Source organism: Paenibacillus glycanilyticus, assembly GCF_030161375.1.
GTDB classification, from domain to species: domain Bacteria; phylum Bacillota; class Bacilli; order Paenibacillales; family Paenibacillaceae; genus Pristimantibacillus; species Pristimantibacillus glycanilyticus_B.
Window position 1 is genome coordinate 162,780 of record NZ_BSSQ01000001.1, and the last position, 13,752, is coordinate 176,531.

General features: G+C 55.5%; 6 protein-coding genes. All 6 read right to left on the reverse strand.

Annotation, left to right across the window (positions count from 1 at the left end):
- Positions 1–33: 33 nt before the first annotated feature.
- Positions 34–6,033: an InlB B-repeat-containing protein gene (locus QQK89_RS00590; RefSeq protein ID WP_284236452.1), complete on the reverse strand. Its 6,000-nt coding sequence runs from the start codon at positions 6,031–6,033 to the stop codon at positions 34–36.
- A gap of 366 nt (positions 6,034–6,399) precedes the next feature.
- The gene (locus tag QQK89_RS00595; RefSeq protein WP_284236453.1) at positions 6,400–7,566 is read right to left on the reverse strand and encodes a glycoside hydrolase family 172 protein; all 1,167 of its coding nucleotides are present in this window, start codon (positions 7,564–7,566) and stop codon (positions 6,400–6,402) included.
- Positions 7,553–8,695 (reverse strand): glycoside hydrolase family 172 protein, encoded by a 1,143-nt coding sequence (locus QQK89_RS00600; RefSeq protein WP_284236454.1) that lies wholly within the window; start codon positions 8,693–8,695, stop codon positions 7,553–7,555. Before QQK89_RS00600 ends, QQK89_RS00595 begins: the two co-directional genes overlap by 14 nt.
- Positions 8,696–8,749: 54 nt before the next feature.
- Positions 8,750–10,849: a hypothetical protein gene (locus QQK89_RS00605; RefSeq protein WP_284236455.1), complete on the reverse strand. Its 2,100-nt coding sequence runs from the start codon at positions 10,847–10,849 to the stop codon at positions 8,750–8,752.
- 30 nt (positions 10,850–10,879) lie between these two features.
- Positions 10,880–12,772: a heparinase II/III domain-containing protein gene (locus QQK89_RS00610; protein ID WP_284236456.1), complete on the reverse strand. Its 1,893-nt coding sequence runs from the start codon at positions 12,770–12,772 to the stop codon at positions 10,880–10,882.
- Positions 12,773–12,845: 73 nt separating this feature from the next.
- Complete coding sequence (locus QQK89_RS00615; protein WP_284236457.1) at positions 12,846–13,733, reverse strand: carbohydrate ABC transporter permease; 888 nt, start codon at positions 13,731–13,733, stop codon at positions 12,846–12,848.
- Between the last annotated feature and the right edge of the window lie 19 nt (positions 13,734–13,752).

Consider the following 13,752-nt stretch of genomic DNA (forward strand, 5'->3'; position numbering starts at 1 on the left):
TTCTACCTGGAATCCCTAGTCTATTACATTTTTCTATACTTCTTCCTGGGATAAAACGATATTGTCAAAATACCCTTTGCCGCCGGCGGCAGTCGCGCCGAGCTTTAACATCAGCTGCACGCTTCCGGTAACATTCGCGTCGCAAGGTCCTGTTGCGACTAAGACGTCGTCTAGATAGAGCGTAAAGTTCCATTTCGTTCCGTTGTGGGTAAAATCCACTTTGAAATGATGCCACTCGTCTTTCGTATAATTCGCATTGCCCCAAGTGTTCCACGGACGCAAATTCAAATCATTGCCCTGCGCCGGGCCGTCGCTGTCATAGAATCTAGCGCTCCACCCGAGATAGAGGGCATTGCCGGTGCTCGTGCCGCTGCCCATAAAGTCGTATTCCAATCTATAGTTGGCATTCGGCTCAAGCGTAACAGCGGGGAACTGATACATACTATTGCCGTCAGTCTGAGTGATCTCAAGCGCCTTCCCGCCAACCTCGCCCGGAGCGGAGACAATCGCGCTGCCGGTACCGGCCCAACCGATAACCTCACTCGGAGCATTGCGCGAGTCGAAATTTTCCTCAAGCAGGACATTGTACTCGGCTTCCGGCTTTTCGCCTTGATAGAGCTCGACGTTGTCAAAGTAGTTATTGCCACCGGCTCCGCCGACCTTCAACATCAGTTGCTGGTTAAGGGACACCGCGCCGTTGACATCGTTGTCGTCTACGAGCACGCCATCCAGGAGGAGTCTAACCCTCCACTTCGCGCCGTTGTGCTTGAACTCCGCTTTGAAATGATGCCACTCGTCTTTCGTATACGACTTAGCGACCCAGCTCTGCCACATCCGCAGATTCAGCTTGCTCGCATCGCTGCCGCCGTCGCTGTCATAAAATCTCTCGCTCCACCCGAGATAGAGGGCATTGCCGGTGCTCGTGCCGCTGCCCATAAAGTCATATTCCAAGGTGTAGTCAATCCCCGGCTCGAACGCAATTGCGGGGAATTGATATAAGCTATTGCCGTCCGTTTGAGTGATCTGAAGCGCCTTGCCTCCCACTCCGCCTGGAGCAGCAACAATCGCGCTGCCGGTGCCAGCCCATCCAACAACCTCGCTCGGAGTGCTGCGCGAGTCGTAGTTGTCCTCATACAGGACTGCGTATTGAACCTCAAGCTCCTCAAATTCCGCCGTTACGACCACGTCTTCATCAGGCATGAGGTATACGTGGCTGCCGCTGGCCAGCGTCTGCTCCACGCCGTTGATCTTAAGCCAAGACAGCGAATAGCCGTCGTCCGGAGTGATGGTCAGGGCGACCGTTTCGCCTTCTGCAGCCGTTGCCTTGTCCGCGGTGACCGAACCTCCGGCGATCTCGCCGGGAACCGTGAAGCTATGCGGCGTCGCCACGCCCTCCTGCCGACCCTGATAGAGAAGGAAGTTGTCGTAATACGCTTTGCCGCCATTATCGCTAAGGTAGCCGTTCTTCAGCTTCACCGTCTGGTTTCCGATAGCGGTAGCGTTAGCGACAGGCCCGTTAGCCATAAGGACGTTGTCGATGTAGAGGGTAAACGACCATTTCACGCCGTCATGCCTGAACTTCAATTTGAAATGATGCCACTGGTTTTGGCTATAAGTCTTGGCGCTCCAAGTACTGGCCGAACGTACATTCATCTTGCCGTCCACCGGAGCGTCGCCGTCGAATAACCGCTCACTGTCGTTGAAATAAAAACTGGTTCCGTCGATGCCGCTGTCACCTTTAAAGTCATATTCAAGGGTATAATCAATGCCCGGATTAAAGGTAATCCCGGGGAGTTGATACAGGTTATTGCCTGCCCCCTGCGTAATTTCAACCGCCTTATCGCCCCCGTTACCCTCTGGACGTTCCACAATCGCTGCTCTGTCGCCGGCCCATGCTCCTCCGCCGACACTATTACTGTCATCGAAGTTCTCGTCGTACAGGACAGAGTATCCGCCGCTTTGCTCTATCCCGGCAAATGACACGGTCACGGTGACGTCCTCGCCCGGCATGGCAAACAGGTACTTGTTATCGCCAAGACTGGACAGTCCTGCAGCGCTGCCGTTTACTTTCAGCGATCCGCTCTGCATTTTGTATTCGGGGTTAGCGGCAACCGTGAGGGTTACAAGCTCACCCTCTTTCGCCTGTGATTTATTAGCTGTGACGTTTCCGTTGTCCGTCTGGCCGATCGTAACGTTATGCGCCACCGGCTCCGAAGTATTAGCCTTCACAATGACGAACACCGGCTTCTCAGTGACTCTTATGGTAACCTTTCCGTCAATTAGTTGAGACTTGATAGAGGTAGTGGAACCGGTGTCGCTCTTGTCTACCAGCTCGACCAGCGTGACGTCCTCGATATCCGCTTGAGGGAGATCAGAGAGATCAAGCTCGTAGTCCACATAGTTGCCGTCAATATCGCCCTTGGAGGTTCCGAGCCAGAGCGCGTAGCCCTTGCCGTTATTTTTGGCTTGCTCGTCTTTCCCGGCGTTCGCGTCCTCATAGCCGAATTGAAGAACGTTCAGCGCGTTCTCGGGCGTCGTATTGTTATTGGTGAAGGCGTTGCCCGACGTGTCCCACGGTTCTATCTTTTTCGTATAGTCGGGAGTCTCGACTTCCTTCTCGAAGCGCATATCGCCAAGCCAATTGCGCATAGCCGTGACATAGTACCAGGAAGGTTTCTTAGCGTTTGGACCCTCGCCTAATACTTCTTGGGTATCCAGATACCCGCTGGTATTGAATTTGCCGGCAGTACCCGTTCCCGAACCGCGCAGCATGAACTGCTGGGCTCGTTCCACGCCCCAGGACGCCAGGAGCAGGAACTCCCTGACGATCCATCGGCCTTGAATCTCAAAACCTCCGACGACGTTTTGCAAGGTTGCCGGATTATCCTTTCCAGGGAAGCTAGGATAGAGATTCGGATTTAATTCAAGCTCGGCGTTGATGCCGGGATAATAATCCTGATTCGCTTTGGCGGTGGTCGCCGTGCCTTGAGCGCTGTCCCAGCCCAGCTCGGAAATCCACACCTCGGCGTTAGGATAATACAGCGCGCGAAGATTCATGACCCACTTCATGCCGTACTCAAGCGGAACGTCTTGGTTCCATGTCTGCTTGCTCCACTGGTCTTCCTCCGGCGCCACGCCGCCGATTGACCTGCCGTTCGCTACGTCTTTGGAGTCCGGGGTGTAATGGTGCACATTCAGAATGTCTACCGGGAACTGCTCGAACCTGTACAAGAAGTTTTGCTGTTCCTCGGGATTTTCCTCTCCGAGCAAGGCTTCCTCTCTGGTGTAGGGATTCGACTTCTCGGTATCATGCTTTCTGTAGTAAGCTCCACCCTCGAAGACATAGTTGATATCCAGGTAATCGTCCTCGGTTCTGTAGGTCAGGAACCACTCAGTCATCTCTTCCAAGAACTTCAGGTCAAGTCCGCCCACGCCCGCTATGGACAGCTTGGCGTTCGGGTCGGCGTTCTTGATGCCTACGCCGGAATAAGGCTTGCCGGTCGCTTTTTCGGTGTAGATGTAATTCCCGCTCCGGGATTTAACATCGATGTCCGTATCGTGGATCCACGACTTCATCGAGTTCATGTGGCCGTCGTAGTCCGCGCTGGTCATGGCCGCGAACTCATACCCGTTCACTCCCTTGAGGTTTAATTCGTTCCCGTTCTCATAAGTTTCGATCAGGTTCATTCCGATTTCCTTGGAAGTGCCGGGGGCGACGTGCACCAGATCGGGATCGATGGTGCCGCCCTCCTCCGTGCTCTTGGCGCTACCGTATCTAGCTACGTGCTGCCATAAGCTCATGGCGTGGCCTAGATAAGAATCGGGGTTCTCTCTGTCCCCGTCGCCCTGGTAATTGGGAATGCTGTACGCGGGATCCGTTCTTTCGGCATCTCCGACATGCAGATTCTGCACATCCAGATATACCTCAGCGCCAGCGGCCTTCATGTTTCTGTAGTAAGCGTCAAATGCGCCCCATGTGTTGACGAACGCCACCAGCGGCTTATCCGGATCGTCGATCATTCGCGGATCATTGTCGCCGGCGCCTAAGTCGTTACCGGCCATATATTCCGTCCAGGACCAAGTATGGTATTCTCTTGTCGTTCCGCTGACCGGTGCGACGCTGCCGTTAAGGTCCGGGTCATTAAAGAAACTGTTGGTTCCGACGAACGTACCGAAGTCCGTATCTGATTCCGGTACCTGCTGCGGTTCTTTGTTCCAATCTATAGGAACGATCTCCCTCTTGCCGGTATCCGCGACCAGCGGTTCAAGCGGCAAGCCGAGAATAACGAACTCGGAAAGGTTAACGTCGCGGGGAACCGTAATGATATCGTCCGCGAAATTAGCATATTTGTACGTTCCGCCGCTCAATTTTTCGATTTTGATTTTCGTGGCATTCTTAATCTCATCATAGTTGTAGCTGCCGCCGAAGCTCGCGGGGCTGGCGAGATCCCTTCGCACCCAGCTGTCGTCGTTGTTCATAGCGTAGGTGAACAGCTCCACATAATGGCCATCCACATAAGCCGACACCCTGACTGAACCGCCCGCGACCTGCCACTCGCTGGTCTGGTCCGCTATGGCGTCTGATGTGGAGCCATATTCGGCGCCGTCAAAGAACCAGATCTCCTGAAGCGTATGCTTCTGATTGAGCGCAAGCTCTAGCGTGCTGCTGCCGCCCTCGCCCGTTCTCCATACGCTGTCGTCGGTCGGAAGCGCTTTCAGTTCGTCGCTTAGCGTTGGCCAGTAGCCGCTGGGCGCTGCGGCGCTAATCTGATCAAACGTCGTGAAGTCCTTGTAATTCTCGTATCCGTCGAACAGCAGGTAAGGCGATCCGTCGCCCTCAGCCTTGCCGTCCGCGCCCAGCCAAGACCTCTGCACCGCCGCCACCTTGCTGCGGGTGATAGGCTTGCCGACCATGATAAAGCTCGAGAGGTTTACGTCGGTGTCGAAGTTTCTATATACGTCAGCGCCTTCCCACCAGTTGTATTTGTCCTCGCTCACCTTTTCGATTTTAATTTTCGAGACTCTCTTAATTTCATCGTAGGAGAGGTTGGTATGGTTGGCGAATCCGCTCAGATCGCTAAGATCAACCTGCACCCAGCTATCATCGTTGTTCATATCATAGGAGAACAGCAGCTCATACTTCTCCTCGTCTTCCAAATAGCCATACACATTGATAGACCCGCCGATGACCTCCCATTTGCTGCCCGCGCCTTCAGGATCGTTCGGGACATCGGGAATAGGGTTATTCGGATCCGTAAAGTTCCAATACGCAGAGGGGCGGTACGCTCCGCCGTCAAAGAACCAGATCTCCTCCAGATCATGCCGCTGTTTAAGGTCAATCTCGAGCATTCTGTTCGTGTCCCATGCTCCTCCGGCTGCCGATCTCCAGACTTTGTCCGTATTGCCGTTAGGGATCAGCTTATCTTGTTGGCTAAGAATAGGCCAGTAGCCGGACGGACTCGCTGCGCTGATCTGATCGAACGATGTGAAGTCCTTATAGGTCTCGTATCCGCTGAACAGCAAATATGGATTGCCAGGGGTCGTATCCTCGCCTTTTGTGCCCAGCCAGGATCTATCCACGTCGACGACCTCCCTGTCGCCTATGGTGACCCATCCGTCGTTAGTAGCGTCGGTTTGGTCTTCGACAGTTCTCGTTACATTAACGGTCAGTTGACCGGACTGAGAGATCAGGCTTCCTTTTTTGTCCTGCGCCTTGCTTATAAGGGTGTATTCTCCCGGCTCTTTATAGACTTTCATGAATGTAAAGGTTTGCGAATTGCCTTTTTTGATCTGATTGATATCCCAGTTGTTCTCTCCCGCAACAATGCTGATATTGTTGTATGTACCCTTGCTGCCGTTATTGGATGCGGTGACCGTATAGGTTACCGTCTCGCCCTGTTCCACGGATGTTTTATCCGCAGTCAAGGTCACATCGATACCCGCCGCGGTCCCCGCAAAAGCCGTGACCGGGATGCTCGCCGACAATAGCATGATTACTGCAACCATAGCTGCCAATAGCCTTCGTCTCATCATTTCCCCTCCTGAACAAAAGTTGGTGAACCCAGGTGCGCCCTACAATACTCCTCTTTTCGGTGACTCGCGGAAACAGACCGAGCTAGCGATTCCGGATAAGCGGGAACATACTCTGCGAACTTGAAAGCATCCTTCCTTCCTATGAAAAATGATGACGGGCCCGGTGCGTATAAATTAACACATTCTATTGGCGGTATATATTGCATTTCATTGCCTTTCGTTTACTTATTATGGCTTTACGGAAATAGGGCTGGAAATCGCGTTGACAACCTCGAACGTATCCAAAAAAAACTCGGCGACCGCTCTTCGGTTGAATACCAAAGCTCGATCGCCGCATATCTTTTTACGCGTCCGTTGTTCGTCCTGTCATCGCACATCCAAGCCGGCAACTCTAAGCTTCACGTCCGCAAGCTCAGGGAGATTGGAAGCCGGGCTGTCCAGGTAGAAATAAGCGCAGCTTGACCAATCGTCCTCCCGCTCGAAAACGCCGTAGTCCGGAATGCTCTCCGGTGCATCTGCGGCAAAGTCAATGATTCGCTCTTCGCGCGCCTCCATCACCCGGACGCCCGACTCCATGAACTTATCGCGCGTCTGCGGATCCCAATAGCCGATCTGCTGCATCGTTACCTTGATATCGCGCTGGAAGTAGACGGGGTCAGGCACGTGATAACGATAGAAGCAGAACGACATGCTCGTCTTGTCCGCTACATGGCAGCCTTGATATAGATTGCTGAACGTCCCCTGCTCCCAGCCGGTGCCGATATAATCTTCCGTTCCCGTGCTGCACAGGCTTGGGTATTCATCGTCTCCATCCAGGTAGATTTTGCATTCGCCTTCGCCCCACCAGGACAGGCCATACCGGGACGTATCGGGGTTAACGCCGATGTTCGTCCCCAGGAACCGACCGCGGCCCTGCAGCTTCGGCAAAATCTCGTAATCCCGCCGCTGCGTCGTTGGATATTCCCTACGAAAGTGCGCGTGGAAGTACAGAGCGTCCGCAGCATGGCGATCTCCAATCGTATAATCGACATCGTAGAAAAACATCCGCAGCGCCTCGTCGCCTTCATTCGTCACCGTGATCTTCATCCCGGTACGGAACGGCATCGGGACGGCGCAGTTGAAGCTCCGACCTTCCGGACTGCTGAACAACGCCGCTTGGAACGGCGTGACAAGGCCGAGACCGGTTCCGAAAAAATCGCCGAGAGGGGCGCTGACCGCTGCTTGCTCTGAGCCGTCCCAATACATATCGATGCGGAGCGAACGCAGCATGCGCGGGCTTCTGTCGTTTAACGTGATCCAGATGCGCCGGACGATACCGCTGATCCCTTGCTCCTCGGCCAGCACGACAGTCTCCCCGGAAGCGATGGGCAGGAACGGCGAGCCTTTGCGGCCGCCTCCGGCGATGGCTGCGGAACCTTTGGCGCCCGTCCGGTTCTCGGGACACGCCCACCGCGTCTCCACCCCGTCTAGCATCGCGTATAGCGCATGCTCAGCAGTCGATCCGATTTCCGTTCCCATCCTATTCGGTATCATCTGCTGGCTTCTCCTTTCGTTCATTGCCCCACAGTCGCGTGCCGCCGCCAAGCGCCTGCCGCCATTCGTGGCGCCAGAGATGGACGTCCGGAATGGAGATTTCCGGCATATTCTGGCGCTTCTCCTTCGCCGGGAACGCCGGGAAAGGCTTATGCGGCTCCACCTGGTACCAGTACGAGACGGTGCTCAAATCAAGCGTTAGGTTATTGTCATGTCCGTGCTCAATGCTCGCGCGCAGCGACTTGTCGAAGTAGACCGGCTCCTCGAACATGAACCGGTAACAATGCGTCCTGCCCATCCAGCCCAGCTTATCCGGCACCCGGGCATAGCCGAAATACGGATGCATATATACCTCGTTCGGACACCAGGAGCTGTTGAAGAAATCTTCCGTCCCCGTACCGTGCAGCGAGCCCGGCCAGTCTTCGCCGTCGACAAGCCACATGTCATCGCCTTCGCCGTACCACATGGGTCCAGGATTTTCCACGAAATAGTTGACCCCGACGAAATGGCCTTTGCCTTCGATATCGGCGAATAAGTAGTTGTTCGCGTCGCTCGGATTCTTGCCTTCCGGAGCAAGGATGCTCCATTCATTCTCACCGGCATCCGGATGCACCTCGGTCAGCTCGCGGTTCCACCAGGCATGGAAACGGCCCATCGAGTCCGGCATCTCGCGGTGCTCCTCATAGTCAATGTAGTAATAGAACGACCGGATCGGTTCGTCGGACTCGTTCTGCAGCGTAATTCGTGCGCCGCTGCCAAAAGGCATCGGGAAATAGCAGTTCAGCGCTTTTCCCTTGGCAGGCGCTGCCGCCAGCGGCAGAGAGATGAAATTGTACTCTTCGCCCCAGCCTTGGCCGAAGAAATCGCCGAGAGGCGCCTCTACGCTCGGCTCGGTCTCTCCATCCCAATACATGCGAAGTACGGCATTGCGCCTAATCATCTTATCGAGCGTATTGACCGTGATCCAAATATGCTTGATGATGCCCGCGCCGGGAATGTCCGCGAGCACGGCCGTCTCGCCCGCCGGAATCGTAACGTAATCCTGGTTGCCCCCCGTGCGGTCGTAGCTCGATACCCGTTTGGTGCGAATGCCGTCCTTGATCTTATGAATATCGTTAAGTAGGCTCATCCTGTATCGCTCTCCCTTTACTTCGTGGTTGTTCGGTCAGCAAAGTGCCTGGCGCTAGCCGCGCTCGACTCCGACCCTGTCCAGGAACGCTTCTCCGTAATGGGCGACAAGCCTCAAATAGCTTTCCGCCGCGGCGCCGTTCCCCCAATCATAAATCGTGAATTCGCCCATGTAATCGTCGTCCGCGCTTGTTCGGCCTCCATGGCCGTAATTTTCCATCATGAATCCGTAGTCCTCTTCTCCGAAAAAAGGCCATGCATGCTCCCAGCGCCCCTTCGCCGCCGGATTCTCCGGACAGTACATCAACGCAAACGACACGCGGAGCGCCGCGATTCCGCGTTCAACATACTCTTCTACTCCAAGCTCCAAGCCGTAGCGGATAATCGTCTCGGCGAATAAGCTTTGGCGAGCATCGTTCCACTCTCCATCTGCATTCATAACGCCGAAGCCGCCGACCGCCGGAACGAAAATATAGGGCGGCTGCCATGAAGCTTGCGTCATCAGCAGCTCGTCAAGGCAACGGCGGCCGAGCTGCAAATACGCGGAATCGCCGCTCGTTACGTAGCTGTCCAGCAGCGCCTCCGCCGTCCAGAACATCGAGAAGTTGCACTGCTTATACATGTTGTTGCGTTCAATCTTACGGCCGATCCATTCTTCACGTCCAAACGGACAGCAGGAATAATAGGTTTCGAAATCCTCCCAGCGACCGAGCGGAACGACATGCTGAGCGACCGCGTCTATCGCTTGCAGTGCGGCAGTGTGATACATTTCATTGCCGGTTATTCGGTACAGCTTTAGCAGAAAGGTAACGGACATCGACGTCTCCGGGCTGTCATCGAGTACGCCGCATGGCTTATGCGTCTTCTCGTCGATCCAGCCTGGGAAGAAGCCGCGCTCGTCCTGCAGTCGCAGCAGGGCGTCGCCGTAACGGACAGCGTAGTCGAGCAATCGTCCGTCGGGCTCCAGCTCTTCATGCCAGCGAAGCATCTGCAGCGCGGTCCAGCTCATATCGAGAATGTGCAAAGGCGCGTCCTTGACGACGCCGGTGAATGGATTGCGATTTGAATTGCCCCAATAGTAGGTGTGCCAGCCTTTGGCTCGATTGATCTTCCGGCCGTCCTCTTCCACGGATTCCATCTCCGCGGCTAGGACCGAAGGGAAGAAGCCGCCGCTTTGCGGAGCGGCCAGCGCCAGCTCCTTCGTTTGCCGCGCGCGCTCCATGTAGCTCTTGTTGCCGGTGCGCTGTCCGAAGCGGAATAACCCTTGCGCCGAGCGCAGCGAGCTGAACCATGCCTGGTTCCAGACGGAGCGGAATTCCCGTTCGCTCGCCTCCCCCGGGTAGTTTGGACTTTGCGTTACGTTTACGATAAAGACCGGCGCTCCTACCTTGCGATCGCCGAGGTCGATGCTTTGCCAAATAGCGTCTTGCCAGCCGCGGAACGCCCACTCATACGCGTATTTGGCGTACGGCTCGAGAGAGCCTCGCAGCGGTTCGCCGGAGCGATACAACTTGCCGCCCCAGCCTTCCCATAGGAACGCCAGAGCTTCCCGCCACGGGTTCGCCAGATCGTCAGCTTCGGTCGACACGCGAGCATAGAAGCCAAATTCGAGCTCGCCAGCCGGGAACACCGCGCCCGGCCGCCGAACGTACAACACGTGCTCCCGAACGGCTGTGGCGGACAGACCAAGCGTCAGCTCACTCCGGGGAGCGTCCAGATCCATGTACCAGCGCGGCGAATCGGCGGCGCCGGATGCAGAAGTCTCCGGCATCGCCAGCATCGCGTCCGGGTCGGGGATGATCGTCAGCAGCCGCTCGCTGTCGCCAGCGATAAGCGCTGGCGAGCGGAACGAGTGCTGGTCAACGACATGATCGGCTGTCGGCGTCAAATGCGGCGACCAATGAAACGTCGGCGCGAACGCCGGGCGGATCGTCACGCGCCAATCGTCCTGCCGGATATCCTCGGCCAGATGGAAGCTGAGGCGAATCCTCGCCAGCCCCGGCTCTACATAGAAGATGGACGTATTCGGAAGCTCTCCCCCAAGCTCTCCATATTCGATCGAACGGATGAAAGGGGCGAATTCCGGAGCGAGCATCAAGCTTACTGCCGCGTGAGATGCATCCTCCCCTGACGATCGTTCGGGTAAGTTCGACATCAAGATTCCCTCCTGTTAAACGCGATTCGATCAGCCGCGATCAAGCGTAACGATGATCGTTCTCTCGCCGAGAGCGATCGGCTGCCGTTCCTCCAATACGATGCGGTACATTTGGTCGCCCCAGTTTCTTCTCAAGCGGCTATCCATGTCATCGATCTTCTCGATTCGCACGCGGAGACACTCGGCATCGTAACGGACGACCGCCTGCTTGCCGGCCGCATAAGCAAGCCGGATCTCGCCGCTATCTTCGCCGTGAACCTCTGGCTCGCACGGCGTGATCAACGAATGGAACATCTGTGCCGGAACGCCGTCTTTCATCGCAAAAACATCTCTGACCGTCACTGCCGCAACGCCGTCCCGGTCCAACCGAACCGTGCGGTCCCACGCTGCGATGCCAGCCTCTTGCGGATACGCTTCGGCGATGTCCATTCGCAGCTCGGAGCGGCCGCCTTGCAGCGAGTATTTCGCGTTTCGCGCCTTGTGCCGCTCGCCGCTCTGCTGCAGCACCCCTCGCACTGTCGGCAGGTTATGGTACTGCGATTGCAAGTACCATAACTCATAGCGCTGCGCGCTAAACGTCTGCGCCTTATATTCCTCCGTGCCGAGATCGACAAGCAGCGGATAACCGTCGGCGAAGACGAGGAAGCTGCCAACGTCGTTATGGTTGTGCGCCTCCCCGTTATTGCCGCCCTTGGCCGCGACATACAGCCCTTGCTCAGTGCCTTCACGCTGCCTTGCGGTCATCACTTCGGTAACGCGGAACCAGGCATCGCGCATATAGGGAGCATCGGCTTTCTGCGCAAGCCGTTCATTCTCGACGAACAAATCCCGCGCGTAACTATACAAGTTAAACCAAATACGCGTGCTTGGATCGCCGCTTAACGGCAGGCTGGCGCCTAGACGGATAAGCGATTCATCCCCCGTGCTAAGGCCGTAGCGATATACACCTCCGCCTCCCGGACTCGCCTTAACATCGCAATCGGCGAAGGCGACATAATAATCGCCATGAATGTGTACTTTGGGCATATAAGCGCCAATATCCTTAACGATCTGCTCTGCGAAAATATCGAAACGTCCTTGCGACGCCAGCCACAGCATCTCCAGGCATTCATACAAACCGCCAGCTGCCGCGCTCCAATAAGACGGTCCTTCGTCGCAGCAGCCGTCAGCCGGATATGCCGCGATAAAAGCGTCAAGGCTTCGCAGCACCTTGGCAATTCCCTTTCTTCTGACGTCCGGATCCTCCTCGATAAGCAAGAGTCCCGCCAGTACCGGACCGTTGCACCATGGATTCCAATTGTTGACCCGCTCGCCCGGAGTGAAGCCTTGCCACCAGTAATCGTCGTGCTCAAGGTAAGGCTTCAGCATCCGATCCTTCGTCTCCGAAACGATGCGCTCGTTAATTCGAGGGCTGATAGTATCAAACTTGGTTCCTAGCAAATAACGGGTCCACAGGAGTAGCCGCGCCGTCTCCACGGAGGACAGCTCAACTCCGTACTCCGTACGGCTTGGAAGGCTCTCCTGCTTATCAAATTCCTTCCAGTGGCTGCGATGGCCCGGGAACACCCAGGTCGTTTCCTCGCAGATGGCGAAAATCCCGTTCATGATTTGATCAAGGTATTTGCCTTCGCCTTCCATGCATTCGGCGATCACGAGTATGCCTAGCACGCTTCTCCGTTCGAAATAGGCGAGACTGAGTCGCGACAGATCGCCGCTTGTCCAATAGGCACGATAGTCCGATACCTTAAGAACCGGCCAGCCGTAATCCACATAACGGTCCGCAAGTCTCAGCCAATTCTCTCTCTTCTTTGGCGATATAGCCCCCCAGGCCGCGCGGTCTTCCTCCTTCGGAAATGGCGCGTAGGGGCCTTCCCCGAAGCCAAGCTCCTCAAGCCGTTCCGTACCGTAACGTTCATATAACACCGTTCTATCGCCTCCCGTCTCTGTTAGAAAACCGCCCTGATCTAATGAACAGGACGGCTTACCCGGCAACAACTTATTCCTTGACGCTTCCGAGCGTCATGCCGCTCATGAAGTATCGCTGCAGGAACGGATATACGCATAGCACCGGCACCATGCCGAGGAAAATTTGCGCGGCGCGCACCGATCGGTCATTTAACTGCGACAACAATAGCAGCATGTTAGGATCCGATATGGTAGACATATCCATGCGGACAATAATGGTCTGCAAGTAGCTGGCAAGCGGATAGTGGATCGGATCGTCCATATAGATTAGCCCATTGAACCATTCGTTCCAGTGCGACACGATCGCGAACAGCGTCACTGTAGCAATTGAAGGCATGGAGAGCGGAATGATGATCCGCCAGAGCGTCTGCCAATGTCCGGCGCCGTCGATGAACGCCGACTCCGACAGCTCCTTCGGCAAGCCTCTGAAGAAGTTGAGCATCAGAATGACGTTAAAGATAGGAAGCGCACCCGGCAGCACAAGCGCCCAAATGCTGTCGAGCAGGTGCAAATTGCGCACGATCATATAGGACGGAATCAATCCGCCGGAGAACAGCATCGTGAAGACGAAGAACCAGGCATATCCCGTTCGGAACTTCAGATTCGCCGCTTCCTTAGACAGCGGATAGGCCGTAAGCACCGTTAGCAGCATGTTAATGCTGACGCCTAACAATACGCGCTGTACGGAGACGCCCGTTGAGACCAGGAACTCATGCTTCTCCGCAACGAACTTGTAAGCCTTCCAAGAGAAGTCGACCGGCCATAGCGTAACTTTGCCCGCTTCAATTGCGGCGGCCGAGCTTAAGGAGACGGAGAAGAGATTCAATAAAGGCAGAATGCTGATAAGGGACAATAAAGCAAGGAAAGTATAGTTGAAAACAACGAACAGCTTGCGACTCCATGAGTAGGGTTGAACCATGACAATCCTCCTTGCAGCT